At 67.1% G+C, this 26,290-nt stretch carries 23 protein-coding genes; 5 read left to right on the top strand and 18 right to left on the bottom strand.

The genetic code is table 11. The features are described from left to right. Positions 1-19: 19 nt before the first annotated feature. Positions 20-1,966, bottom strand: a complete 1,947-nt coding sequence (locus A1D30_RS15105) for a sigma-54-dependent Fis family transcriptional regulator (RefSeq protein ID WP_063461541.1) — start codon at positions 1,964-1,966, stop codon at positions 20-22. 318 nt (positions 1,967-2,284) lie between these two features. Between A1D30_RS15105 and A1D30_RS15110 the strand changes: the two genes are divergently transcribed. Both A1D30_RS15110 and A1D30_RS15115 read left to right on the top strand, forming a co-directional pair. Further along, a complete protein-coding gene (locus A1D30_RS15110) occupies positions 2,285-3,808 on the top strand; it encodes an aldehyde dehydrogenase family protein (protein ID WP_063461542.1) in 1,524 nt (507 codons plus the stop codon). Positions 3,809-3,980: 172 nt separating this feature from the next. Further along, entirely contained in the window at positions 3,981-4,358 is a 378-nt protein-coding gene (locus A1D30_RS15115) for a DUF779 domain-containing protein (RefSeq protein WP_063461543.1), read from the top strand. Positions 4,359-4,618: 260 nt separating this feature from the next. Here the strand turns inward: A1D30_RS15115 and A1D30_RS15120 are convergent, their stop codons facing one another. Next, positions 4,619-6,601, bottom strand: coding sequence for a methyl-accepting chemotaxis protein (locus tag A1D30_RS15120; protein ID WP_063461544.1), 1,983 nt, complete (start codon positions 6,599-6,601; stop codon positions 4,619-4,621). A 254-nt stretch (positions 6,602-6,855) separates the two neighbouring features. Between A1D30_RS15120 and A1D30_RS15125 the strand changes: the two genes are divergently transcribed. Then, complete coding sequence (locus tag A1D30_RS15125) at positions 6,856-7,296, top strand: hotdog domain-containing protein (protein WP_063461545.1); 441 nt, start codon at positions 6,856-6,858, stop codon at positions 7,294-7,296. Positions 7,297-7,411: 115 nt separating this feature from the next. Here A1D30_RS15125 and A1D30_RS15130 read toward each other — a convergent pair whose 3' ends face one another. The 12 genes from A1D30_RS15130 to def all read right to left on the bottom strand — a co-directional run bounded on the left by A1D30_RS15130 (position 7,412) and on the right by def (position 17,520). Continuing rightward, on the bottom strand, positions 7,412-8,422 hold the full coding sequence (locus tag A1D30_RS15130) for a succinylglutamate desuccinylase/aspartoacylase family protein (RefSeq protein ID WP_063461546.1): 1,011 nt from the start codon (positions 8,420-8,422) through the stop codon (positions 7,412-7,414). Next, positions 8,419-9,396: a tripartite tricarboxylate transporter substrate-binding protein gene (locus tag A1D30_RS15135; protein WP_063461547.1), complete on the bottom strand. Its 978-nt coding sequence runs from the start codon at positions 9,394-9,396 to the stop codon at positions 8,419-8,421. The genes A1D30_RS15130 and A1D30_RS15135 overlap by 4 nt, the downstream gene beginning before the upstream one ends. A 146-nt stretch (positions 9,397-9,542) precedes the next feature. After that, on the bottom strand, positions 9,543-10,439 hold the full coding sequence (locus A1D30_RS15140) for a LysR family transcriptional regulator (RefSeq protein WP_063461548.1): 897 nt from the start codon (positions 10,437-10,439) through the stop codon (positions 9,543-9,545). A gap of 50 nt (positions 10,440-10,489) precedes the next feature. Then, positions 10,490-11,317 carry an orotidine-5'-phosphate decarboxylase gene (gene pyrF / locus A1D30_RS15145; protein ID WP_063461549.1) on the bottom strand — a complete coding sequence of 276 codons (828 nt, stop codon included), beginning with the start codon at positions 11,315-11,317 and terminating at the stop codon, positions 10,490-10,492. Between the two features lie 175 nt (positions 11,318-11,492). Next, positions 11,493-12,050: a FlgO family outer membrane protein gene (locus tag A1D30_RS15150; protein ID WP_063461550.1), complete on the bottom strand. Its 558-nt coding sequence runs from the start codon at positions 12,048-12,050 to the stop codon at positions 11,493-11,495. Further along, positions 12,047-12,733 (bottom strand): hypothetical protein, encoded by a 687-nt coding sequence (locus A1D30_RS15155; protein WP_063461551.1) that lies wholly within the window; start codon positions 12,731-12,733, stop codon positions 12,047-12,049. Before A1D30_RS15155 ends, A1D30_RS15150 begins: the two co-directional genes overlap by 4 nt. A 206-nt stretch (positions 12,734-12,939) precedes the next feature. Then, on the bottom strand, positions 12,940-14,139 hold the full coding sequence (locus A1D30_RS15160; RefSeq protein WP_063461552.1) for a phosphoglycerate kinase: 1,200 nt from the start codon (positions 14,137-14,139) through the stop codon (positions 12,940-12,942). A gap of 178 nt (positions 14,140-14,317) precedes the next feature. Continuing rightward, positions 14,318-14,653, bottom strand: coding sequence for an AzlD domain-containing protein (locus A1D30_RS15165; protein WP_063461553.1), 336 nt, complete (start codon positions 14,651-14,653; stop codon positions 14,318-14,320). After that, the gene (locus A1D30_RS15170) at positions 14,653-15,477 is read right to left on the bottom strand and encodes an AzlC family ABC transporter permease (protein WP_063461554.1); all 825 of its coding nucleotides are present in this window, start codon (positions 15,475-15,477) and stop codon (positions 14,653-14,655) included. The genes A1D30_RS15165 and A1D30_RS15170 overlap by 1 nt, the downstream gene beginning before the upstream one ends. Beyond that, complete coding sequence (gene fmt / locus A1D30_RS15175; protein ID WP_063461555.1) at positions 15,474-16,448, bottom strand: methionyl-tRNA formyltransferase; 975 nt, start codon at positions 16,446-16,448, stop codon at positions 15,474-15,476. Before fmt ends, A1D30_RS15170 begins: the two co-directional genes overlap by 4 nt. A gap of 47 nt (positions 16,449-16,495) precedes the next feature. After that, positions 16,496-16,990 (bottom strand): hypothetical protein, encoded by a 495-nt coding sequence (locus A1D30_RS15180; protein ID WP_063461556.1) that lies wholly within the window; start codon positions 16,988-16,990, stop codon positions 16,496-16,498. Positions 16,991-17,010: 20 nt separating this feature from the next. Then, on the bottom strand, positions 17,011-17,520 hold the full coding sequence (def, locus tag A1D30_RS15185) for a peptide deformylase (protein ID WP_063461557.1): 510 nt from the start codon (positions 17,518-17,520) through the stop codon (positions 17,011-17,013). 199 nt (positions 17,521-17,719) lie between these two features. Between def and A1D30_RS15190 the strand changes: the two genes are divergently transcribed. Together A1D30_RS15190 and dprA are read left to right on the top strand one after the other, a co-directional pair. Beyond that, positions 17,720-18,931, top strand: a complete 1,212-nt coding sequence (locus A1D30_RS15190) for a LysM domain-containing protein (RefSeq protein WP_109790959.1) — start codon at positions 17,720-17,722, stop codon at positions 18,929-18,931. A gap of 84 nt (positions 18,932-19,015) precedes the next feature. After that, on the top strand, positions 19,016-20,194 hold the full coding sequence (dprA, locus tag A1D30_RS15195; RefSeq protein WP_063461559.1) for a DNA-processing protein DprA: 1,179 nt from the start codon (positions 19,016-19,018) through the stop codon (positions 20,192-20,194). Between the two features lie 64 nt (positions 20,195-20,258). Here dprA and A1D30_RS15200 read toward each other — a convergent pair whose 3' ends face one another. The 4 genes from A1D30_RS15200 to yajC all read right to left on the bottom strand — a co-directional run bounded on the left by A1D30_RS15200 (position 20,259) and on the right by yajC (position 25,947). After that, positions 20,259-22,613: a DUF1631 domain-containing protein gene (locus A1D30_RS15200; RefSeq protein ID WP_063461560.1), complete on the bottom strand. Its 2,355-nt coding sequence runs from the start codon at positions 22,611-22,613 to the stop codon at positions 20,259-20,261. A 17-nt stretch (positions 22,614-22,630) separates the two neighbouring features. Further along, positions 22,631-23,581: a protein translocase subunit SecF gene (gene secF, locus A1D30_RS15205; protein WP_063461561.1), complete on the bottom strand. Its 951-nt coding sequence runs from the start codon at positions 23,579-23,581 to the stop codon at positions 22,631-22,633. Positions 23,582-23,593: 12 nt separating this feature from the next. Beyond that, a complete protein-coding gene (gene secD / locus A1D30_RS15210) occupies positions 23,594-25,477 on the bottom strand; it encodes a protein translocase subunit SecD (protein WP_063461562.1) in 1,884 nt (627 codons plus the stop codon). Between the two features lie 134 nt (positions 25,478-25,611). Beyond that, entirely contained in the window at positions 25,612-25,947 is a 336-nt protein-coding gene (gene yajC, locus A1D30_RS15215; protein WP_063461563.1) for a preprotein translocase subunit YajC, read from the bottom strand. Between the last annotated feature and the right edge of the window lie 343 nt (positions 25,948-26,290).

Below are 26,290 nucleotides of genomic sequence, written 5' to 3' on the forward strand. Positions count from 1 at the left end.
AATAAATAGCTGTTGACGGCTATGGCGTGGCGCGCCCGCCCAGCTTGCGGTACAGCGTCTGGCGGCTGATGCCCAGCTGGCGCGCCGCCTGCGACATGTTGCCGCGCGCGGCCTGCAGGGCCTGGTCGATGGCGGCCTGGGAGAGTTGCTGCAGGTTCAGCGCGGTCGGGGGCGCGGTGGCTTCGCTGTGTGCAGGCGTCGGCGTCGGGGCGGCCGTGAGCGCCTGCACCAGGTCGTCCGGCATGTGCTCCCAGCCCAGGGTGTCTTCGCCCTCGGCCAGCATGGCGCAGGCCGTGCGCAGCACGTTGGCCAGCTGGCGCAGGTTGCCGGGCCAGGGGTACGCGGCCAGGCGGGCCAGCAAATCGGGCGCCACCTGCACCTCAAAACCCAGGCCCTGTTCCGCCGCCAGGTCGGCCAGCAGGCGCTGGGCCAGTGCCACGAAGTCGCTGCGCTCGCGCAGTGCGGGCAGCTGCACGGTGAGGCCGTTGATGCGGTAGTACAGGTCTTGCCGAAAGCGCCCCAACTCCGCCGCCTGCAGCAGTTGCTGGTGTGTGGCGCAAACCAGTGCAAAGTCCACTGGCACGGCCTTGCTGGCGCCCACGGGCGTCACGCTGCGCTCTTGCAGCACACGCAGCAGGCGGGTCTGCAGGGCCAGCGGCATGTCGCCGATTTCGTCGAGGAACAGTGTGCCGCCCTGGGCCTCGCGCAGGCGGCCCAGGTGGCCTTCCTTGCGCGCGCCGGTGAAGGCACCCGCCACATGGCCGAAGAGTTCGGATTCGATCAGGTGCTCGGGAATCGCCGCGCAGTTGATGGCCACAAACGGCGCATCGCGGCGCGGGCCGCTGGCGTGCAGCGCGCGCGCAAACACCTCCTTGCCGACGCCCGATTCGCCCTGCACCAGCACCGCAATCGGCTTGCCCACCACGCGGCGGGCCTTGTCGGCGGCGGCGCGCCAGCGCGTGTCGCCCGTATCGAGCTGGGCCAGTGCGTCCACCACAGGCGCTGCCGCAGCACTGGCCCGGGCCGGGGCCGTCACCCACGCGGCGGCATCCATCTGCACCTGGGCAAACAGCAGGGCCCCGCCCAGCACACGCACCGCCTGGGGCTGCTGGGGGCGGCGCTTGTGGTGCGAGAGCAGGTCATCCAGCCGCACCTGCAGCACCCGCTCCAGCAAGGTGGCGCCCACATCGCCCGCACGCAGGCCCAGCTGGGCCAGGGCCATGCGGTTGGCGCCCACGATCCAGCCATCGCCCGACACCGCCACGATGCCTTCGGCCACGCTGCCGATGCCCTCGGGCGCGCTGTGCAGGTGCAGGCGGATGTTGCGTTTGCAGGTGGCGGCCAGCAGGCGGTTTTCGATCATGCGGGCGGCGGTGCTGACCAGGCCCAGTGCGTGCGCGTGGCCGTTGCGATAGTCGCCCGAGATGTCAAGGATGCCCAGCAAGTCACCGGTGGCCGACAGGATGGGCGAGGCCGCGCAGGTGAGAAAACCGTTGCGCTCCAGGTAATGCTCGCCGCCATGCACCTCCACCGCGCAGCCCTCGGCCAGGGCCGTGCCGATGGCGTTGGTGCCCCGGTGCGCCTCGTGCCACGAGGCCCCACTGGTCAGCGCCACGCGCTCGGCCTTGTCCACAAAAACCGGGTCGCCCAGCGTGTGCATCAGCATGCCGCGCCGGTCGGCCAGCACCACCACGCTCTGGCTGTGGCGCACTTGTTCAAACAGGTATTCCATCACCGGCCGCGAATGCGCGAGCAGCTCGGGGTTGCTGGCCAGCACCTGGCGCAGCGTGCCGCTGCTGGGGTGGTCGATGCCCTGGGGCCGCCCGGTGGGCACCAGGCCCGCCGCCAGGCTGCGCGACCAGGAGCGGGCCAGGCGCTCGTCCACCAAGCCGCTGGGGCACTGGCCGGAGTCCAGCAGGTGCTGGCGGGCCTGTCGCAGGGCGACGGGGGAGGTGTTGGGGCGCACGTTGTTTGTCTCCGTGCAGGGTCGCCAGGGCGCCCTGCTTGTGGGGTGTGGGGCGAGTATGGCGGGCTGCAACGCGGGGAGCAAGGGCGCTGGCGCAAGCCGGGCGCCAACTGTTCCATTTCGTGACAGGTGTCGCGGCCCGGCACAGCGTGGGGGTGTCCGCTGCGACAGGTGCCACGGTGGCTACTCCCAAAAAACCAATGAAATCAACGCCCCGCGCCCTGGCACGCGCTGGCATGTGTTTTGAGTAGGGGGTGTGCATCGGACGGGCCTTCAGCGTCCGCCCGATGCACACAACCACCGCAGGAGACAAACACCATGACCGTGTACGCAGCCCCCGGCGCCCCAGGCGCCAAGATCACCTACAAGCCCCAGTACGACAACTTCATCGGCGGCAAATTTGTGCCCCCGGTCAAGGGCCAGTATTTCGACGTCATCACGCCCGTGAGCGGCAAGGTCTACACCCGCGCCGCGCGCTCCACCGCCGAAGACATCGAACTGGCGCTCGACGCCGCCCACGCCGCCGCCGACAGCTGGGGCAAGACCGACGCCGCCACGCGCGCCAACATCCTGCTCAAGATCGCCAACCGCATCGAAGAAAACCTGGAGCGCCTGGCCTACGCCGAAACCGTGGACAACGGCAAGGCGATCCGCGAAACGCTGAACGCCGACATTCCGCTCACCGTGGACCACTTCCGCTACTTTGCGGGCTGCGTGCGGGCGCAAGAAGGCGCATTGAGCAACATCGACGAGAACACCGTGGCGTACCACATCCAGGAGCCGCTGGGCGTGGTGGGCCAGATCATCCCGTGGAACTTCCCCATCCTGATGGCCGCCTGGAAGCTGGCGCCCGCCCTGGGTGCGGGCAACTGCGTGGTGCTCAAGCCTGCAGAGTCCACGCCCATCTCCATCCTGATCCTGGTCGAGCTGATTGCCGACCTGCTGCCGCCCGGTGTGCTCAACATCGTCAACGGCTTTGGCCGCGAGGCCGGCATGCCGCTGGCGCAGAGCAAGCGCATTGCAAAAATAGCGTTCACCGGCTCCACCAGCACCGGCCGCGTGATTGCGCAGGCCGCCGCCAACAACCTCATCCCCGCCACGCTGGAGCTGGGTGGCAAGAGCCCCAACATCTTCTTTGCCGACATCATGGACAAGGACGATGCGTTTCTGGACAAGGCCATCGAAGGCTTGGTGCTGTTTGCGTTCAACCAGGGCGAGGTCTGCACCTGCCCTAGCCGCGCCATCATTCAAGAATCGATCTACGACCAATTCATGGAGCGTGTCTTGAAGCGCGTGGCCGCCATCAAGCACCAGAACCCGCTCGACACCGACAGCATGATGGGCGCGCAGGCCAGCAAGGAACAGCTCACCAAAATCCTGAGTTACCTGGACCTGGGCAAGCAAGAAGGCGCCGAAGTGCTGGCCGGTGGCGGCCAGGCCCACCTGGGCGGCGACCTGGAAGGCGGCTACTACGTGCAGCCCACGCTGTTCAAGGGCCACAACAAGATGCGCATCTTCCAGGAAGAAATCTTCGGCCCCGTGCTGGCCGTGACCACCTTCAAGGACGAGGCCGAAGCGCTGGCAATTGCCAACGACACGCTGTACGGCCTGGGCGCCGGCGTGTGGAGCCGCAACGGCAACGTCGCCTACCGCATGGGCCGCGCCATCAAGGCCGGGCGCGTGTGGACCAACTGCTACCACGCCTACCCCGCGCACGCAGCGTTTGGCGGCTACAAGGAGTCGGGCATTGGGCGCGAGACGCACAAGATGATGCTGGACCACTACCAACAGACCAAGAACCTGCTGGTGTCGTACTCAGAAAACAAGCTCGGATTCTTCTGATGCAGGTCTGCGCGCGTTGACAGCCCCGAACCGTTCGGGCTGAGCCTGTCGAAGCCTTGCGCAGCGCTTCGACAGGCTCAGCGTGAACGGGCGGGATGATGGAAATAGGAAGGCAAAAGGGGGCTGGCGGCAGACCCCCTTTTTGCCTTTTGCCGAGACAAGGAGACACCCCATGGTCCAAAAAGTCATTGCCACCCCCGCTGCGCTGGCGCTGGTGGCCTTGCTGCAATCCAAACACGGCCCCGATCTGATGTTCCACCAGTCGGGTGGCTGCTGCGACAACAGCGCGGCCAACTGCTACCTGTCCGGCGAGATCACCATGGGCGCGGGCGACGTGTACCTGGGCGACATAGGAGGATGCCCCTTCTACATCGGGCGCGCGCAGTACGAGACCTGGAAGCACACGCAGCTCATCATCGATGTGATCGAGGGCACGGGCGGCACGTTCTCGCTCGAAGGACCCGAGGGCAAGGCCTTCCACACCCGCTCGCGGGTGTTCACGGCGGCGGAGCTGGATGCGCTGGGCATTGCTGCGCCCGGGGCGGCCTGAACCATTCGGGCCCACATGGCTGGATCAGGTCGATACCTTCGCTGGCTTTCACTCCCTCTCCCCTCGCGGGAGAGGGCCGGGGAGAGGGGGTGATGAGGCATCGCCCTTGGCACAGGCCCCCTCTCCCCCACCCTCTCCCACAAGGGGAGAGGGAGTGAAGCCGAGGCGCTGGTGCTGGTGCGTGGGCTGGCGACCCATCTGTGGCATGTGATTATTCAAGCCAAAATGGCCGTTTGCGCTCGTCCAGCATGCCTTTGCAGCTATTGAAGTCGTAGCATCCCGGTGCCGCCACTGCTGCTGCCGACGTGGCTGCCATCGCCCCCCAGGCGGAACACCGACACCACCTGCACCAGGTCCTCGGCCTGGTTCTGCAGGCTGCTGGCGGCGGCGGCCATCTCCTCGACCAGGGCGGCGTTCTGCTGCGTGACCTGGTCCATCTGCGTCACGGCCTCGCCCACCTGGGCCACACCCAGGGACTGTTCGTGGCTGGCCGCGCTGATCTCGCCCACGATGTCGGTCACGCGGCGGATGGATGCGACCACCTCGGTCATGGTGCTGCCTGCGCGGTCTACCAGGGCCGTGCCCTGCTCCACGCGCTCCACGCTGGCGCTGATGAGGGTCTTGATCTCGCGCGCGGCCTCGGCACTGCGCCCGGCCAGGCTGCGCACCTCGCTGGCCACCACGGCAAAGCCCCGGCCCTGCTCGCCTGCGCGGGCGGCTTCCACGGCCGCGTTCAGCGCCAAGATGTTGGTCTGGAAGGCGATGGAGTCGATCACGCCGATGATGTCCGAGATCTTCTGCGACGCGGCGTTGATGCCCTGCATGGTGTGGACCACCTGGGCCACCACCTCGCCCCCCTGGGTGGCCACGGTGCTCGCGCTGGCGGCGAGCTGGCTGGCCTGCTGGGCGCTGTCGGCGTTCTGGCGCACGGTGGCGTTGAGCTGCTCCATCGACGCAGCGGTCTGCTCCAGCGCGCTGGCCTGGCTCTCGGTGCGGGCCGAGAGGTCGGTGTTGCCCTGTGCAATCTGCACGCTGGCCGTGGCCACGCTCTCCGATCCGCTGCGCACCTGGCGCACCACCTGCGTGAGCTGGCTGCGCATCTGCTGCAGCGCCTGCAGCAGCTGGCCCACCTCGTTCGTGCCATGGGGGATGGGCGCGCCGCTCAGGTCGCCCTGCGCCACGGCCCGCGACAGCGCCACGGCCTGCGACAGCGGCCCGGTCATGGAGCGCACAAACACCAGGGCCGTGGCGCTGGTGACCACCATCGTGAGCACCAGGGCCAGCGCCACCCACAGCAGGTTGCGTTGCAGCCCTGCCACGCGCGCCTGCAGCGCCTGGTCCAGGCTGGCCATCGACAGGTTGTTGAGCGCGTTCAGCGCCTCGATGGTGCGGGTGAAGGCGTCGAAATAGTCCTTGGACGCCAGTTGCAGCTCGGTGGCGTTGATCACGTCGCGCTCCGCCATCTGCAGCGACTGCTGGATCTGGCCTTGCACCGCCTGCACGCTGCTGCCCAGCGCGCGCTGCAGATCGGGGTTGCCCTGCAGGGCGCGGTCCAGGCCGCGGAAGGTGTCGGCCTGCAGCTCGGCCACACGCTGCTGCAGCACCAGCAGCTGGCCCTTGCCCTGGGGCGTCAGCTCGCGCTTGCCCAAAGCGCTGGCACCCTGGGCGCGCAGCATGCCCAGCTTTTCGCCCAGCATGGGCGCCTGGGCGAGCGATGCCTGGATCAGTGCGTTCGTGTCGGCCTCGGGGTCGATCTGCAGGCCATACGCATGCACCAGGGCTTCGTTCAGCTGCAACAGGCTGGCAATCAGCTGCGTGTGCTGCGCCGTGCTTTGCGCCTGCTCGATGCTGCGCCCCCCCACGGCCTGCTCCAGCGTGCGCCAGGTCTGCTGGGCCTGGGTCCAGTTGGCCAGTTGTGCTGCGGGCACCTGGGCGGCGGCGAAGCGGGTGCTGACATCGTCCAGTGCCGTGTTCACCGCGTCGCGCGCAGCGGGGCGGCGCGCGGCCAGGGACTCATCGCCCCCCAGCATGCCCACCGACAGGCCCCGGTGCACCTGCATGTGCTGCACCAGGCGGGTGAGCGCCTGGGCGGGCGGCACGCCGCGCGCCTCCTGGCGGGCGTGGCCGATGGCGTGCAGCGAATCGCGCACGGTGAGGTAGGTGGGCAGGGCGCTCATCATGAGCCCCAGCGTTCCCAGGATCAGGAACTTTTCGAGCAGGTTCAACCGGTGCAGAAGTGACATGGCAGTGGGCGCACGGGCGGGCCGTGCGGCAATAGGAAACCCTCAGCGGGCGGGGTGTCGGCACCCGCCGACGGGGTGCGGCCCGTCAGAACAGGTTCTCAGGCCGCGTGGTGTGTAACGCAATGTAGGTTTCTGCTGGCAGCAGGGTTTTGACTCAGGTCAATTTCGGCCGCGTCAGGTCCACACCGGCGGTGTGCACATGCCGGGGCGGCTGGGGAATAATTCCAGCTCACCCTGTCCTCGGGAGCTTCGGCATGCAGTCCATCACCCTCCGATTTTTGGCCCCGCAAGGCGCCCAGCCCCAGGCGGGCCGCGTGGCGGGCGGCACCGTGTTGCGCTGGGTGGACGAGGCCGGGTTTGCCTGTGCCAGCGCCTGGGCCCGGGGCGCGTGCGTCACCGAGTTTGTGGGCGGTGCCCACTTTGTGCGGCCCATCCGCCCGGGGGATCTGGTGGAGGTGCATGCGCGCCTGGCCTACACCTCCGACTCCAGCATGTGCCTGGCCGTGGAGGTGCGCAGCGGCGGCGTGCAGGGCGCGCCGCTGGAGGATGTGGCGCACTGCGTGGCGGTCTACACCGCCGTGGACGCGCAGGAGCTGCCCCGCCCGGTGGACGCCTGGAGCCCCGACACCCCGGGCGACATCGCGCTGGCCCAGCGGGTCAAGGCCCACATCGACGCGGGGCGGGCCGCACAGTGAGCGTTGGGGTGATTCTTTGAAGCCAAAAAAGGCCTCTGCGCTCTATGAGTATGCCTTTTAAGCTATCAATAACATAGCATTCAAGGTGTCGCCTTGAACGGGCCTTTGGGCCGGTTTACAGCACCTGACGGCGTGCAAACCGCACCACCGTCACGCCCGCGCGCGCCTGCCGCACCGAGGGCATGACCAGCACGCACCCGTCGTAAGGCGTGGCCACCGGCACCCCATCGTTGTCACCGATCACCGTGCCCGCCTGCTCAAACAGCTCCAGCCCCGTGTAGGGCGCCACAAAGCGGAAGGCGCTGCTGGTGGCGACCACGGGGCCGGTCACCTCCAGCGCCCATTGCTGGGCGGCGTCGGGCTGGCGCCAGCCGGGCAGCTGCTGCGCGAGGGTGCCAGCGTCCAGCACGCCGGACTGTTCGAGGAAACGCACACACTGGTCCTGCGCGACCGTGCGGCTGGCGGGGTCGCCGTGGAAGCCACATTCGATGAGCAGCGAGCGGGTGTCGCCGCCCTGGCCTTCGCCGTTGCCATCGGGCAGGCCCAAGCGGCCGTAGTCGCGCATGCGCACGCCGTCCTTGTGGCCCGCGTCCACCACGATGTATTCGGGCGAGCGCATGGCGCGCGCTAGTTGCCGGTTGCGCGGCTGGATGCCGGTGAGCAGCAGCGGCGCCGAGGGCTCGTGCATCGAGTGGATGTCGAGCAGCCAGTCGGCTTGTGCCACCCAGGGGCGCAGCGCGGCGGCGCGGCGGCGCTCGTTGGTGTCGGCAGCATCGATGCGCGCGTCCAGCCACTGGCGGTTGAGGTCTTCGTCGGTGAAGCGCGAGGCATCGTGGTTGGCGGGGTCGAAACGGTCGAACGCGTCGAGGTTGCAGAACGCCAGCGTGAGCGTGCCCTGCTGAGGGCGCACACCGGCTTCGAGCAGGCCCTTGAGCGCCCAGGCGCCGCACAGCTCGTTGCCGTGCACCAGGGCGCTGATCATCACGTGGCGGCCGGGCTGGCCCGAGTCGAAATGCCACACGCCTTCGGTGCCGGTGTTGCCCGCGCGCCAGGCGCTGATGTCGGGGGCGGGCAGTTCAAACGCCAGGGGGGGCACGGCGGTGGGGGCGAGGTCGGTGGGGTTCATTCTTCGATCTTGGCGAATTCAACAATCTTCTTGTACTTGGCCACTTCGGTGGCCAGGAACTGGTCGATGTTCACGGTGGGGGCGGCCACGGTGGAGCCGCTGGCTTCCATCTTTTTCTTGAAGTCGGGCGACTGCAGGCTGTCGGCCAGGGCCTTCTTGAGCTTGTCGAACACGGGCTTGGGCAGGTTGGCGGGCGCCATCAGCGCAAACCAGGTGCCGATGTCCACGTTCTTGTACTGGGGCGTTTCGGCCAGCGCGGGGATGTCGGGCGTCACGGCCGAGCGTTTGGCCTCGGTGGTGCCCAGGGCAATCACCTTGCCGCTCTTGATGTGTGGCAGGCCGCTGGAGAGCACGAACACGCCGTATTCGAGGTTGTTGCCCACCAGGTCGTTGGCGAGTGGCGCCACGCCCCGGTAGGGGATGTGCGTCATGAACAGCTTGCCCTGCTCCTTGACCATCTCGCCCGCCAGGTGCAGCGAGGTGCCCACGCCCGAGCTGCCGTAGCTGAACTTGCCGGGGTTCTTGGACACCTTCTGCGTGAACTCGGCCAGGGTCTTCACGCCCGTGCCCGTGGAGGCCACCAGCACCAGCGGCTGCGAGGCAATCAGGCCGATGGCGGTGAAGTCCTTGATGTCGTACTTCACCTTCTTGGTCACCAGCTTGTTGATGGCGATCTCGTTGCTGGCACCCACCAGCAGCGTGTAGCCATCGGGTGCGCTGCTGGCCACCTTCTGCGCGCCGATGGCACCGCCCGCGCCACCCACGTTCTCGATCACCACCGGCACGCCGAGCTTGAGGCCCAGCTCGGTGGCCACGGTGCGGGCGGTCAGGTCGGTGCTACCGCCGGGCGGGTAGCCCACGACGATGGTGATGGGTTTGCTGGGGTAGGCGTCCTGCGCCAGCGCAGGGGCGGCGCCGAGCAGCACCAGGCCGCACAGGAGCGCCACGCGGCGCAGGGGGAGGGTGGGTTGCATGGGGAGGTCCTCGTCGTGGATCGGGGTTGTGGCCCGATTGTGCGAAGCCCCAGCCGCTGGCCTGGTGCCGAAACAGCACCAGTGTGTGCCAATGCTGCTCGGCGCCCTGATGAAAACCCTGTGCCCCGCTGGGGGGGCGCTCAGGTTCAGCGCTGCGCCAGTGCCTTCCACAGCGCCTCGGCCAGCGGGCCCAGGCGGCGTTTGGGGCGGTACAGGCGCACGTCAAACCGCACCTCCATGCGCGCATCGCCCGCCAAGGCCATGCGCTGGGCCTGGCAGTCGGCGTGCACCATGGACCAGGGCAGCCAGGCCACGCCCAGGCCTTTTTGCACGTATTCGTAGTGCGCGTCGGCCGAGTCGCATTCCACCACCCGCTGCAGCCGGGGCGCGTGCGGGTTCTGGGCCAGGTGGTCTTCCACCAGGCGGCCCAGCGCCAGCTGCGGGGCGTAGGCCAGGTAGGGCACGCGCGTGGCGTCGGGCCCGAAGCGGTGCAGCGCCTGCCCCTGCGCGGTGGCGCGCGAAACGGGCACCAGCCGGTCCGAGGCCACGGTGACATGCATGAACTGGCGCGCATCCAGGCGCACGGCGAGTGTGGGGTGGTGGTAGACGAGGGAGAAGTCGGCCTCGCTGCGCTCCAGCATGGCCACGGTGTCGGCCAGCGCCCGGGTGCGGATGCACAGCTCGCCGCCCTGCAGGATGGGCTGCAGGAGCACCAGCCAGTCGGCCACCACGGTGCGTGCCAGCGTGCGGCCCGTGGCCAGGGTCACGGTGCGGGCCTGGCGCCCGGCCAGGCTTTGCAGCTCCTCGTGCGACTGCGTGAGGTTGCGCACCATCTGCCCGGCGGTGTCCAGAAAACTCTGCCCGGCAGGCGTGAGGGTGACGGGCCCCCCGCCCCGCTCCACCAGCGGCGTGCCTGCCCAGGCCTCCAGCGCACGGATGCGGCGGCCAAAGGCGGGGTGGGTCACATGCCGCAGCTCGGCGGCGCGGGTGAAGCTGCGCTCCTGCGCCAGCACGATGAAGTCCTCCAGCCACTTGAGCTGCATGGGCGTGTGGTGCTGGCTGCGGGGGGCTGGGAGGACGGTGCGTGGGGGCTCTAGCGGCTGCGCGAGGCTTCGAGCACCGCGCGGGTGTGCTGGGCGGCGGTGCGTGCGGCAGCCGCAAAGTCCGCACCCGGGGAGGCATACAACACGGCGCGCGAGGAGTTCACGATGATGGGGCCGTCGTTGCGCAGCCCAGCACGCACCGTGGCGGCCGCGTCGCCCCCCTGGGCGCCCACGCCGGGGATCAGCAGGGGCAGCGTGGGGGCGATGGCGCGCACGCGTTCGATCTCCTGCGGGTAGGTCGCGCCCACCACCAGGCCGAGCTGGCCGTTCTTGTTCCAGGGGCCTTGCGCCAGGCGCGCCACATGTTCGTACATCAGCGGCTGGCCGTCGATGCTGGCCAGGCGCTGGTTCTGCAGGTCGTCGCCGCCCGGGTTGGAGGTGCGGCACAGCAGGAAGGCGCCCTTGCCGTGGTAAGCCAGGTAGGGTTCGATGGAGTCGAAGCCCATGAAGGGCGACAGCGTGACGGCATCGGCGCCATAGCGCTCGAAGGCTTCCTTGGCGTATTGCTCGGCGGTGGAGCCAATGTCGCCGCGTTTGGCATCCAGGATCACCGGCACCTGGGGCGCATTGGCGCGCATGTGCTGCATCAGGCGCTCCAGCTGGTCTTCTGCGCTGTGGGCGGCAAAGTAGGCGATCTGGGGCTTGAAGGCGCAGACCAGGTCGGCCGTGGCGTCCACGATGGCGGCGCAAAAGTCATAGATCTTGCGCGGGTCGCCCTGCATGCCCGCAGGGAAGCGGGTGGGTTCGGGGTCCAGGCCCACGCACAGCAGGGAGTTGTTCTGCGCCGTGGCGCCGCGCAGCATGTCGGTGAAGTTCATGGGGCGTGATTTTAGTGGGCCGCCCCCGGCGCATCTCCTGCGGGTCGCCATGGGGGCGTGTAGCCGTCGTGCCGATGGCGAGGTGCAGAGATCCTGCGGGCGTAAAAAAAGGCCGTCGAGACGGCCTTTTGTATTTGCAGACAGAGGAGAGGAGTCTGCGGGCGCAGCCAGCGGCTCAGCGTGGCACAGCCAGCAGGCGTTGCACGTCGCGGTCGTTGGGCAGCGCGTAGTCGTGGCCGCGCACGATGCGGCTGTCTTCGGTGCGCACCAGCTTCAGGCTCACGTAGGTGTAGTTGGCGGCGGCCGAGTAGGTGCCCACCAGCACCATCGAGGCGTTGTGGTTGCGGGCAATGTCCTTGATCTCGCGCGACAGCAGCAGCTCGCCCTGGCCTTCGCGCACGAACACGTCGCCGCGCAGCTTGATTTCCTTCACGTTGAAACCGCTGGCAGCCATGCTCGTGGCGTACTGCTCGGACAGCGTGCGGCCCAGGGGGGCAGCGCGGCTCAGGTCGTTGACGTTGACCACGGTGGCCACGAGCACCGGGCCTGCGCCCAGGGCGTTCATGTCAAAGCCGGTGGTCAGCTTGGTGACGGCGTCGCGGCTGGTCTGGATGAACTGGCTGCTGGCGGCTTCCTGGTAGGTGGGCTCGACGCGCACCGGCGCGGAGTTGTTGGCGCAACCGGCCAGCACCGCGCCAGCCAGCACCGTCAAAAGAAGTGCGGGGGTTTTCATTGCGAGACAACCTTCATGTTGACGTTCTTGTACGAGGGGCGCGTGAACAGCGGGGTGTCAGCGTTTTCCAGGTAGTACACGTCGGTCTTGCGGGCCAGGTACTGGCCACCGCGCGTGACGGTGGTGGTCAGGATCAGCTCGGTGTTGGTGGGGCCACCCGAGTTGATGCTGTTGGCGTAGTCGGCGGCGATTGTCAGGCCCAGGGCTGCGGCCATCTGGGCATCGACGTGCTGGTGGCGCAGGCCGTGCGCAGCAAACAGGCCCGCAGCCAACATGGTGAACTGGCCAGGAATGAAGTGGGGGCGGTCACTGTTGTGGCGCACGACCTGGATGCCGTAGGAGACGTCTAGCGCCTGGCCGGGGCTTTGTTGCACCACGGCACCGTTCTGGACCAGCTTGGTGATCAGGAACTCGCGGAACGCGGTTTCAAACTGTGTGGGATTGGCGGGCAGCGACACATGCATCGGGGTGCCTGGGGCCACACCGGCCTTGTCCAGGGTGCCCAGCGTCTGGCCGACCACATCACGCGACACCAGGTCCCAGTGGCCTGCGGAGCGGACCTTGGGTTGCGAGGTGTATTCAAAATTTTCCGCAACGGGAATGGGCGCTTTCTGTGCGCACCCCACCAAGGTTGCTACAGCGCCAGCCAGAACGGCCAAGCTGATTGCCTTTGAAAACGACATGATTCCCTCCTACGGACTAGATTTGCGAGGATCTGGACAGATACAGCCCGCACGATTGAAAAATAATTCTGGGCGGGTTCCTCAACAAAAACAAGAAAAAATTACGCTAACTGCGCTCCGCCGTACACAGTTCGTTGTTTTTGGTCACAGTTGTGTGTTGCTGCAAGGCAAGCAGGGCCAAATAGCCCGGTTTGCCTTGCATTTGCTTACACGGCGGCGGCGGCGCGCTGCTCCAGGATGTCGAAAGCGGGCAGTTTTTTGCCTTCCAGCACCTCCAGGAAGGCGCCGCCGCCGGTCGAGATGTAACCCACCTGTTTCTCGATGCCGTACTTGGCGATGGCGGCCAGCGTGTCGCCGCCCCCCGCAATGCTGAACGCGGGCGACTCGGCAATGGCTGCGGCCAAGGCGCGGGTGCCGTTTTCGAACGCGGCGAACTCGAACACGCCCACAGGGCCGTTCCAGACGATGGTGCCTGCCGACTTGAGCTGGGCGGCCAGGCGCGCGGCGGTGTCGGGGCCGATGTCCAGGATCAGGTCGTCAGGCGCCACATCGGTGGCTGCCTTCACGGTGGCGGGGGCATCCGCAGCAAAGGCCTTGGCCACGACCACGTCGGTGGGGATCGGCACTTCGGCGCCCCGGGCCTTCATTGCGGCCATCACCGACTTGGCAGCGTCCAGCAGGTCGGGTTCGGCCAGGCTTTTGCCAATGGGCAGGCCTGCGGCCAGCATGAAGGTGTTGGCAATGCCGCCGCCTACGATGAGCTGGTCCACCTTGTCGGCCAGGCTTTGCAGGATGGTGAGCTTGGTGGACACCTTGGAGCCCGCCACGATGGCGGCCAGCGGGCGCTGGGGCTGGGCCAGGGCCTTGGTCAGGGCGTCGATCTCGGCCGACAGCAGCGGGCCCGCGCAGGCCACGGGCGCAAACTGGGCGATGCCGTAGGTCGTGCCTTCGGCGCGGTGGGCGGTGCCGAACGCGTCGTTCACGAAGATGTCGCACAGCGCGGCCAGCTTGCGCGCCAGTTCGTCCTTGTTCTTCTTTTCGCCCACGTTCAGGCGGCAGTTTTCCAGCAGCACCACCTGGCCAGGGGCCACGGTGACGCCATCCACCCAGTTCGCCACCAGCGGCACATCGCGGCCCAGCAGCTCGGACAGACGCTGGGCCACGGGGGCCAGGGAATCCTCAGGCTTGAATTCGCCTTCGGTCGGGCGGCCCAGGTGGCTGGTGACCATCACGGCGGCACCGGCATCCAGCGCCATGCGGATGCAGGGGATCGAGGCGCGGATGCGGGTGTCTTCGGTGATCTGGCCTGCGTCATCCTGCGGGACGTTCATGTCCGCACGGATGAAGACGCGCTGGCCTTGGGCCTTGCCTTGGGCGCACAGATCGGAAAAGCGGAGGATGTTCATAGCAGAGGTGTAAAGAGGAAGGAGGGCTCGCGGCGGCCATTTTAGTAACCGCGGTAGAGGGCGCCCTTCTCTTCTCTTCTGTCTGTGCCAGTGCACCCGTGGAACTGGCTGTGCCAGGCCACCGGGTGCGTCCCCCTTGGGGGGATGGCGCCGAAGGCGACTCAGGGCGAACCTATTCTTACCAGCCCCAACCTATGTGCAGCGGCAGGTACACCGCCATGCCCACCAGGATCGTGCCCAGGATGCCCCGGCGCCAGAAATAGTAGGCGCTGGCGCACACCACAGCGGGCAGACGGGCGTCCATGAAGGTGTCGATGAGTTCGCCCTGGGTCATGAGGATCTCGGGCGCGATCACGGCGGTGAGGGCGGCCAGGGGGGCGTACTTGAGCCCGCGCTTGAGCCAGCCGGGCAGCGGCAGCTCGCGCTCGGGGATCATGAAGAAGGAGCGCGACACCACGGTGATGACCGCCAGGCCCACGATGGCCAGCACCGGTTCGATCCAGGATCCGTTCATCATGGATGGCGCTCCTCGCGCAGCGGCACCACATCGCCCGCCGCGACATGCTCGCGTTCTTCGGGTGGCATCACGCTGTCGGCGGGCACCAGCAGCAGCTCGGGCTTGTGGCGGCGGCGGTCCACTGCCTCCATCAGCAGCCCGGCGGCCACGGCGGCGGCCAGGGCGACCAGGATGTTGAGCTTGAGCGGCAGCGCAAACGCGGCAATCGCCGCCGTGGCCGCCACGCCCGTGGCCAGCCAGGTGGCCCGGTCGAACAGCAGCGACAGCAGCACGCCCAAGAGCGCCAGCACCCCGGCAAACCCCAGCCCCCAGGACAGGGGCACGGCATTGGCCAGCAAAATGCCTGCGATGGACGGCACCTGCCAGGCCAGCCAGTTGGTGCTGGCGGCGCCCCAGAAATATGGCACCTGCTCGGGCGCGGGGCGGGGCTCGGGGAACCGCTTCATGAACGCCACGTAGATCACGTCGCCGCTGAAGTACCCCAGCGCCAGCCGCTGGCGCAGCGGCAGGTGGGCGAAGTAGCTGCGCCACATGCTGCTGAAGATCACAAAACGCAGGTTCACACAGGAGGCAGTGAGCCAGATGACCCACAGCGGCGCGCCCACGGACAGCAGCGGGATGACCGCCAGCTGCGCGCTGCCCGCATACACCAGCAGCGACATGAACACCGCCATGCCCACCGGCATGCCGCTCTTGACCATGGCCACGCCCGTGACCAAACCCCAGGCGGCAATGCCCAGCGAGGTGCCCGCCATGTCGGTGGCGGCGAGCCGGAACGAAGGGTGGCGCACGGTGCTGCGCAGGGAGGCGAGCACGCTCATGCGGCGGGGGCGCCCAGCACCATGCCGGGCTGCAGATCGAAGCCGCGCAGGAAATCGGCCGCAGGCAGCCGTTTGCCCCCCGCGCGCTGCAGTGTGGTCAGGCGCAGCACCGTGCCCGCGCCACAGGCCACCAGCACACCGGTGTCATTTGCAGACAAAACAAGGCCTTTGCGCGTGTCTGCATTGCCTTTATTGCTATCAATAACATAGCTCCATATCTTGATGGTCTCGCCGCTGCACTCGGTGCTGGCGCCCGGAAACGGGTCGAACGCGCGGATGCGCTGGCCGATCACGGTGGCGGGTAGCGACCAGTCGATGCTGCTTTCGGCCTTCTCGATCTTGTGGGCGTAGGTGATGCCTTCGGCGGGCTGGGGCACAGGCTGCAGGCCGCCGCAGGCCGCCAGCTCCAGCGCTTCCACGATCATGCGGCCGCCCAGCAGGGCCAGCCGGTCGTGCAGTGCGGCCGTGGTGTCGTCGGCGGTGATGGCCAGGCGCTCGGTGAGCAGCATGTCGCCGGTGTCCAGCCCGGCGTCCATCTGCATGATGGTGACGCCGGTGTCGGCGTCGCCTGCCTCGATGGCGCGGTGGATGGGGGCCGCGCCGCGCCAGCGTGGCAGCAGGCTGGCGTGGATGTTTAGGCAGCCCAGGCGCGGCATGTCCAGGGTCCACTGCGGCAGGATCAGCCCGTAGGCGGCCACGACCATCACATCGGCCTGGGCGGCCTGCAGCGCGTCGCGCGCGGCGGCAGCGTCTTCGGGGTATTTGCCGTCCAGGCGCAGGCTGCGTGGTTGTGCGACGGGAATACCGTGGTCCAGCGCACATTGTTTGACGGGCGACGCCTGCAACTTCATGCCCCGGCCCGCCGGGCGGTCAGGCTGGGTGAGCACCAGCGGGACGGTGAAACCCGCAGCCAGCAGCCGCTCCAGCGCCACGCGGGCAAATTCGGGGGTACCGGCAAAAATGACTCTCATGGATGGCTGCATGCGGGTGTCTGGGGAGCGTTCAATTGCGCAACCGCTCAGTCGCGCGCATTGTCGAAATGGGGGGCTTCGTCGGTGAACAGCACCTGCCGCACCACGCCCTGGCGGTCCAGGTGCACATGGGCCAAGCGCAGGTCGGAGTTCTGGCGGAAGCGGTAGGCCCAGATGTCGCCATCAAACCGCGCCACGCGTTCCACCCGCAAGGGGGCGCCAAAGCTGCGTTGTACATCGGTGGTGGTCCAGGTGCCCAGCGGAAGGTTCTCGAACCTTGCCTGGGTCAGCACCTGTTCGTTGCGCAGCAGTCGGCCGCTGGCGTCAAAGTCGAGGGCGTGGGCCTCAAAGCCTGCGGGCAGTTCGGAATAGAGCCACCGCTCGCCCTGCGCCAGCGCAAAGGTCGCGCTGGGCGGGCCCAGGCGGGCCAGCACTTCGGCACGCAGTGCGCCGGGCTGCTCGCGGGCAGGCAGCGCACAACCCGCAAGATGGATGAGCAGCGCCCCGAGCGCTGCCCGCGCCAGCACTCCGCCGCCCCGCAAGGCGCAGAGCGCTGATGGCCTCACTCGCGGGCCTCCCGCTGCTGCTTGATCATCTTGGTCTTGATGCGGTTGCGCTTGAGGGGCGAGAGGTATTCCACGAACACCTTGCCCATCAGGTGGTCCATCTCATGCTGGATGCAGACCGCCAGCAGGCCGTCCGCCTCGATGACCCGCGACTCGCCCTGGGCGTCGAGCGCCTGCACATGCACGGCGTCAAAACGCTCCACGCCGTCGTAGATGCCGGGGACGGACAGGCAGCCTTCGTCGTTCACATGCTTTTCTGCGCTGGTCCAGACGAGTTCGGGGTTGATCAGCACCAGGGGCTGGTCGCGTTCTTCGGACACATCGATCACCACCAGCCGTTCGTGCACGTCCACCTGGGTGGCGGCCAGGCCGATGCCGTGGGCGTCGTACATGGTGGCCAGCATGTCGGACACCAGCGTCCGGATGCGGTCGTCCACCACTGCAATGGGGCGTGCGACCTTGTGGAGCCGGGGGTCCGGGTAACAGAGAATGGGGAGGATTGCCATGGCTACAGGTAGAAGATGTCGCTATTTTCGCCACTTTTACGGCCTGCCGCCGTGTTGCTGGCCAATAATCGTTGCCGAATCAAGGGCTTGAGCAGAGAATCTAAGAAGGTTTGTAACGTAGTTACCCGGGCGCCCGCATGCTGCAGGCGCCGGGTTGCCAGTGAGGGGGCGTTTCACAATGCATGAGAAAAGGAACAACATGACGGCATTCACCAGCGTGCGGCGGACCGCCCTGGGCGCGCTCACCATCATCGCTGGCGCCTTGCTGGTCATGCCGGCTCAGGCGCAGAACTACCCCATCTCCAGCGGCCAGCGCGCCACCGCGCAGCAGGTGTCCGAGCGGGGCGTGCCCCTGGAAGAGCTGGCGCCGAACGCACCCGACACCTACACCGTCAAGCGCGGTGACACGCTCTGGGGCATTTCGGGCATGTACCTCAAGCGCCCCTGGCGCTGGCCTGAACTGTGGGGCATGAACCTCAAGGCCATTCCCAACCCGCACCTGATCTTCCCGGGCCAGACCCTGTATCTGGAAAAGGACGGTGGTTATGCCCGCCTGCGCACCAGCCGCCCCGGCGCGGCGAGCGAACCCGAAACCGTGCGCGTGTCGCCGCGCACGCGCAGCGACAGCCTGGCTGATTCTGCACTGCCGACCCTCAAGCCCCACCTGATAGAGCCTTTCCTGGTTGAGCCCCTGGTGGTGGACGAGCAAACGCTGCTGCGTGCCCCGCGTGTGATCGCGACGACCGACGAGCGCGTGCTGATGGGCGCGGGTGACCGCGTCTATGTGCGCGGGGACACCGCCTCGCCCATGCTGGCCGAGGCCGGGGAGCCGCGCTTCTACCGTGTTTTCCGCAACGCAGTGGCCCTCAAGGACCCGATGACAGGCGAAGTGCTGGGCTACGAAGCCCAGTACGTGGGCAAGGCCGAACTGGTGCGTGGCGAATCCTTCGAGGAAACGCCCAATGGCAAGGGCGGCTACAACGCCGAGTACGTGCCCGCCACCGTGGACCTGTCGGCCACCAAGGAAGAAGTCCAGGCCGGTGACCGTCTGCTGCCCGCACCCGCACGCGCATTCATGAGCTACACACCGCGCGCCCCTGAGGTTGAGGTCGATGCGCGCGTGGTGTCCATCTACGGCAGCTCGGCAGTGGCCTATGGCGCCCAGAATCAGGTAGTGGCCATCAACATGGGTTCGGAAGATGGCGTGGAGCCCGGCCATGTGCTTAGCCTGATGACCAAGGGTGACCGCATCAAAGACACCACCGACAAGGCCAAGGCCACGGTCAAGCTGCCCAGCGAAATCAATGGCACGGCCATGGTGTTCCGCACCTTCGAGCGCGTTTCGTATGCGCTGCTGCTGGAAATCCGCAACGGCGTGCGTGTGGGCGATCGCCTCGTCAACCCCAAGTAAGTCGCGCACGCCTTCGCGCGGATGGGGTCGCTGGTCTCGGTATGAGGCGGCGGCACCAGACTGTGCGCAGGGGGCCTGAAACCCATGGACCATGAAGAGCTGGGCGCTTGGCTGCGCTTGACGCTGTCCCCAGGCGTGGGCAACGGCACTGCGCGGCGGCTGCTGTCCCGCTTCGGGCTTCCGCAAGCGATTTTTCAGCAGCCCGAGGCGGCGCTGCAGCAATGCGTGACCAATGCCCAGGCGCGGGCTTTGTGTGAGATTCCTGCGGCCTGGCAGGCCTTGTGGGACACCACCGCCCAGTGGCTGTCTGGAGCGGGCCCCGAGGGCCCGGCACGTACCATCGTCACGCTGGGCGATGTCCGCTATCCGCAGTCCTTGCTGGACACGGAAGACCCTCCGCTGCTGCTGTACCTCACCGGTCCAGCGCAGCTGCTCGCGCACCAGCCTTTTCCCAGCGACCGGTGTCTGGCGGTGGTCGGCAGCCGCAACCCGACCGCCCAGGGCGCCGAGAACGCCCGCTTGTTCTCGCGGGCATTGCACGGTGCCGGGCTGACCATTGTGTCGGGGCTGGCGCTGGGCGTGGATGCTGCGGCACATGAAGGCGCGCTGGATGCCTCTGTGGCGGGCGCTCCAGCGGCGGCCACCATTGCTGTGGTGGGGACCGGCTTGGACCGGGTGTATCCCCGCAAGAACCTGGATCTGGCGCGCCGCATTGCAGCCCGGGGGCTGCTGGTCAGCGAGTACCCGCTGGGAACGCCCCCGCTCGCGGCCAACTTCCCCAAGCGAAACCGCATCATCTCGGGCCTGTCCCAAGGGACGCTGGTTGTCGAGGCCGCGCTCGCCTCGGGCTCCTTGATCACGGCCCGGATGGCGGTCGAGCAGGGGCGGGAGGTTTTTGCGATCCCGGGATCCATCCATGCGCCCCAGTCGCGGGGCTGCCATGCACTGATCCGCCAGGGGGCCAAACTGGTCGAGTCGGCGCAGGATGTGCTGGAGGAGTTGCGGCTCCCGACCACCACGGTGCCGGGCTTGCCAGAGGAGCACGCTGAAGAGGGTGCAGCGGTGGAGGAGCGCGCGGAAAGCGGGTCAGACAGCAACCCCGTGCTCGCAGCGCTGGGGTTTGATCCCTTGGGCCTGGATGCCCTGGTGGCACGCACCGGCATGGACACGGCTGCCCTGCAGGTGATGCTGCTGGAGCTGGAACTGGATGGCCGCGTGGCGCGTCTACCCGGGGGGCTGTTCCAGCGTCTGGGGCGCGGCTGAGGCTGGGATCGTCAAGGCAGGTGCGTGCAACGCCCGGGCCTGGGCTGCCTGCAGCCAGCGGTTGTCAGTCCAGCAAACGTTCGGGGTTGGCGTCCAGTTTGGCCAGGGCGTCGCGGGTGGCGCGCAGGGTCAGGCCCTCTTCGTCCTGGGCCACGAGCAGGCCGGCCTGCAGGTAAGCGGCCAGGCGACGCAGCTGGATCAGGTAGCTGCTGCCATCGACTGCCGCGAACAGGTGCAACTGCTTGCGCTGGCTCTGCCAGGCGTACTGCACCTGGGCCGACGCGCCGTTGTGGTCCAGCGTGTACCAGGTGCCGGGCTGCAGCTCCTGCGCCCACACCACCATGGCATCGTCCACCGGCGCGCCGTTGTCGGCCACCACATGGATGGACGAGGCATCAATACCCAGCATCATCTCAATGTTGTCGGCATTGAGCGGCATGTCACCCAGGGTGGCGTCGCTCATGAAGTCTTCGAGGTTGGCCAGGCGTTTGGCCATGGCCTCGATGTGTGCCTGAGGGATCGAGGCGGTTTTGGACAGGAAGGCATCTGCCAGCGTGTCGGTCAAAGTCTTGACCTGTGTGTCCTGCTCGGGCCCATTGACGCCGAGCAGCGCCAGGCCCTGGCGCAGGCGCTGCAGCAGGCCCGGCAGGTTCTGGATTACCTGGGCCCGGTCGCTGCGGTTGGGTTTGGCGCTGGCGGCCCAGACCAGATCGGCCGCCGTGCGTTTGAACGCCACCGTGTCCGCATGCTGCGGGCCATCGCGCACAGCCGACAGGGCCAGCACCTCGGCCCAGGTTTTGAACAGGAACTCGCGGATCTCATCGCGCACCGGCATGTCGCGCAGCATGGTGCGCAGCTCGATGGTGTACTGGATGGCCAGGGTTTCCCGCTGCTCCACCTGCTGCGCCACGCTGACGAGGCGGGAGGTGGCCTGCTTTTCGGTGAGGAACTTGGACAGAAACTTCTCAAACTCGTCGTATACGAGCTGGAACACCCGCCGGCCGGTTTCAGGGTACTGCTCAATCACCTGCACCACGCGGCGGATTTCGGCCTCCAAGGCGCTGCCGTTGATGCTGGTGGAATCAAAGCCCAGCACACAGGCCCCCATGCGGTCGATCAGCTTGCGGGCGGGATGGTCGAGGTTGCTGAAAAACTCGGGTTCTGCGAGCGCCACGCGCAGCACAGGCACCTGCAGACGCGCAAACCACACACGCACCGCCGGTGGAATGCGGTCTTCGGCCAGGATGCTCTGGAACATCAGCGCCACCACCTCGATGATGGCCTTCTCGCCCGTGGTGGTGGCTTTTTTCTTGAGTTCCGTGGACCGCTCCCGCACTGTGCCTGCCAGCTGCACCACAGCGGCCGGGCTGTAGTCTTCCATCAGCGTGGCGACACTGCTGTAGTAGGTATCGGCATGTACGCGGTGGGCGGTGAGCGCATGGGCCAGCGCCGCCGAAGCAGGCGGGGCATTGACCATGTCAAATCCCGTGGCAGGCTGGGTGAGCAGGCGGCGCAGCTGGCCCATGACCCCTTGCGCCCGCTGGCGGGCGCGAGCCAACGGGGTCATGCCCGTGGCAAAAGCCGTATGCATGCCGTGCCGGGGATAGCCGGGCGGCGACTGGGGTGGGCGCGGCATCTGTGCCGGGAAAGGAGAGGAGCCACGCGCTGCCGCCATGGCCTCATGGGTCTGCGCCAGAGCCTGAGAGGCCAGGCCGCCAGAGCCGGAGTCGCCACCTCCGCGGCCCGTCACGGCCCCGCCGCTGGTGCGCCGCACACGGGATTTCAGGTCCGTCTGCGGAGTGATGCCCTGCTCTACATAGAACACATTGACGGCCTGGTAATGCTTCTGGAGCAGATTGGCCAGGTCGCGCTGCAGTGGGTCCACCACGGTCTGCAGGTCGGTGCGGGACAGGCCGGATTCCACCCACTGCTCCACCAGCAGCAGGCACACGGCGTCCGGCCGAAGGATGTCGCTGCTGTCGAGTTCCTGGCCTTCCAGGGACTGGGTGCGCTGGCGCAGCGTGTCGAACTGGGGGCCGACCTGTTCGGTGATCGTCAGGGCCATGCGCGAGGCCAGGATCTTGTTCTCCACCACATCGTCGCTGAGCAGCTCGAACTGGTTTCCAGCGGCACTGCTGGCGAGTTGCCCCCGCGTGCTGCTGACGTGGGGCGCCATAGCTTCCTGCCAAGCCCTGGCGGTGCGCTGGGTCCAGGCGGTATGCAGTTGCTGGTAGCGTTGCCATGCGTCGCGGTGCGACTGCATTTCCCGTGCCGTGCCCGTCTGGCCCATCAAGGTGGCCAGGAACTCCTGGACCGTCTTGCCCAGCTCAGGGAGTCCGGAGCACAGGCCCTCTACGAACTTCTGGCGCGCCTGGCGGGCCAAGCGACGCTGTGGAACGGAAGAGGGCGTGGGCTGCATAAGCAGATATTAGCGGGTCAAACGGTTGCTCCAGCGTGGGGATCGTTGGGATCCCCTTCCTTTTTGGCAGGCTTGACAAGATCCTCGCGCTTGACCCCGAGCCACATGGCGATGGCTGCCGCCACAAACACCGAGGAATAGATGCCAAACAGAATCCCGATGGTCAGCGCCATCGCGAAGTAGTGCAGGCTGGGGCCACCAAAAAAGAGCATCGACAGCACCATCGCTTCGGTCGAGGCGTGGGTGATGATCGTGCGGCTCATCGTGCTGGTGATGGCGTGGTCGATCACCTCGTGGGTGGTCATCTTGCGGTACCTGCGGAAGGCCTCACGGATCCGGTCGAAGATCACCACCGACTCGTTGACCGAGTAGCCCAGCACGGCCAGCACGCCCGCCAGCACGGCCAGCGAAAACTCCCACTGGAAGAACGCGAAGAAGCCCAGGATGATCACGACATCGTGCAGGTTGGCAATGATGGCTGCCACGCCAAACTTCCACTCGAAGCGGAAGGCCAGGTAGATCACGATGCCTACGACCACCATGGCCAGCGCCATCAGGCCGCCATGCACCAGCTCCTCGCCCACCTGCGGGCCCACAAACTCGGTGCGGCGCAGCGTGACTTCAGGGTTGGCGGCTTTCAGGGCGCCAAGAACCTGTTCGCTTTGCTGCGCAGAGGTCACGCCCTTTTGCACCGGCAGCCGGATCATCACATCACGGGCCGTGCCGAAGTTCTGCACCTGCACGTCGGGGTAGCCCAGGCCGGAGACGGTCTCGCGGACCTTGGCCAGCTCGGCCGGTTGGCTGTAGGCCACTTCCATCACGGTGCCGCCCGTGAACTCCACCGACAGGTGCAGTCCGCGCGTGACCAGGAAGAACACGGCCAGCGCGAAGGTGATGAAGGAAATCGCGTTGAAGACCAACGCGTGCTTCATGAAGGGGATGTCTTTTCGGATGCGGAAGAATTCCATGGTCTTCCTCCTTTAGTTCGTTTTGGCCACAGCGCTGTCGGGTTCAGGCTTCCAAACCTGGCCGATCGACACGCTCTTGAGCTTTTTCTGGCGGCCGTACCACAGGTTCACCAGGCCGCGCGAGAAGAACACGGCCGAGAACATGCTGGTCAGGATGCCGATGCAGTGCACCACGGCAAAGCCGCGCACCGGGCCGGAGCCGAAGGCCAGCAGCGCCAGGCCCGCGATCAGCGTGGTCACGTTCGAGTCCAGGATGGTGGCCCAGGCGCGTTCGTAGCCCGCGTGGATGGCTGCCTGCGGCGAGACCCCGTCGCGCAGCTCCTCGCGGATGCGTTCATTGATCAGCACGTTGGAGTCGATGGCCACGCCCAGCGCCAGCGCCATGGCGGCAATGCCGGGCAAGGTCAGCGTGGCCTGCAGCATGGACAGGATGGCCAGCAGCAGCAGCACGTTCACGGCCAGTGCCACGGTCGAGAACACACCGAACAGCGCGTAGTAGATGCACATGAAGACGGCAATCGCCACCATGCCCCAGACCACACTGTGGATGCCACGCTCGATGTTGTCGGCGCCCAGGCTCGGGCCGATGGTGTATTCCTCAATGATTTCCATGGGCGCAGCCAGCGAACCGGCGCGCAGCAGCAGCGAGGTGTCATTGGCCTCGGCCGTGGTCATGCGGCCAGAGATCTGCACGCGGCCACCGCCGATTTCGCTGCGGATCACGGGAGCCGTGACCACTTCGCCCTTGCCCTTTTCGAACAGCACGATGGCCATGCGCTTGCCGATGTTCTCGCGCGTGATGTCCTTGAAGATGCGCGAACCCTTGGCGTCCAGCGTGAGGTTCACGGTGGGCTCCTGCGTCTGGCCGTCAAAGCCGGGCTGGGCGTCGGTCAGGTTCTCGCCGGTCAGGATGACCTGCTTCTTCACAATGATGGCCTGGCCGCTGCGCTCCAGGTAGCGCTCGGAGCCAAACGGCACGGGGCCCCGGCCGGTCTCGGCAGCGCGGGCTTCGGTGCCTTCGTCCACCAGGCGCACTTCCAGCGTGGCGGTGCGGCCCAGGATGTCCTTGGCCTTGGCGGTGTCCTGCACACCGGGCAGCTGCACCACGATGCGGTCCAGGCCCTGCTGCTGGATCACCGGCTCGGCCACGCCCAGCTCGTTGATCCGGTTGTGCAGCGTGACGATGTTCTGCTTGAGGGCCTGCTCCTGCACGCGGCGTGTGGCCTCGGGCTTGATGGAGGCGCGCAGCTTGAACTCGGTGCCCTCGGGCGTGCTGGTGACCTGCAGGTCGGTGAACTGGTCGGCAATCAGGTTGCGGGTGGCCGTGAGCGTGGCTTCGTCGCGCACCTTGATGTCGATGTTCTGGCCTTCGCGGCTGATGCCGCCGTGGCGGATGCTCTTGTCGCGCAGCGCGGTGCGGATGTCACCGGCATACGATTCGGCCTTCTTGGTCAGCGCGGCCTGCATGTCCACCTGCAGCATGAAGTGCACACCGCCACGCAGGTCCAGGCCCAGGTACATGGGGTTGGCGTGCAGGGCCTTGAGCCACAGCGGCGAGCGCGACACCAGGTTCAGCGCCACGATGTACGAGGCATCGTTGGCGTCGGGCACCAGGGCCTTCTGGATGGCGTCCTTGGCCTTGAGCTGGGTGTCGGGCGTGTCAAAGCGCGCACGCACCGAGTTGCCTTCCAGCGCCACGAAATCGGGCGTGACGCCTGCCGCCTTGAGGGCCTCTTCCACCCGCTGCTGCACGGCGGTGTCCACCTTGACGGTGGCCTTGGCCGACGACACCTGCACGGCAGGGGCTTCGCCAAAGAAATTGGGCAGGGTGTACAAGGCCCCCACCAGCAGCACGATCACCAGGATCGCGTACTTCCAGACCGGATAACGGTTCATGTTTACGCCTTTTCCACGCCCTGCCAGCCAATGCCGTGCAAGGGCCGCCCCGCTGCGCTGGCCCCGTCACCCGGTCTGCACGCAGCGCGAGCGACGGGAGGCGGTGTGCAGCGCCCAGAGGGGCTGTTCATTGATTACTTGACGGAGCCCTTGGGCAGGACCTGCACCACGGCGCTGCGCTGCATTTGCACTTCCACGCCGCTGGCGATCTCGATGTGCAGGAAACCCTCGGACAGGCGGGTGACCTTGCCGACGATGCCGCCAGCGGTGGCCACTTCATCGCCCTTGGCGATGGCGTCGATCATGGCGCGGTGTTCCTTCTGGCGCTTCATCTGGGGGCGGATCATGACGAAGTACAGCACCACAAACATGAGCACCAGGGGCAGCATGCCCGTGAGCGTGGACATCATGTCACCGCCACCAGCGGCTGCGGCAGGTGCGGTTTGGGCAAAAGCGGAAGAAATAAACACGGACGGGACTCCACAACGGATGGTCAAAATACACAAAAACCGCCAGCGGCCAGCGCACAAGCGCCCGCCAGGGCGGAACAGGACATTGTATGCGGCGCCCTGCCCGCGCCCCAAGGGGTAAGACCCAGGCCTGCGGCGGGTGTTTGCACAGGCACACAGGTGCGGCAGATAGGGTGCAAAAATCCATCAAAAATGGCTCTCTTCCGTTTCGGGTGGAACACTACAGTACAAATAAACCCATTGACACCCCCCGAACAGGAGCCCTCCCCATGCAAGAAGCGTTGTTCTGCCAGGCATTGGGGCTGGCCGCGCCCTGGGCTGTGGAGCGTGTTGCACTGGACGT

Origin of the sequence: Acidovorax sp. GW101-3H11 (assembly GCF_001633105.1) — a bacterium.
Lineage (GTDB): Bacteria > Pseudomonadota > Gammaproteobacteria > Burkholderiales > Burkholderiaceae_C > Acidovorax.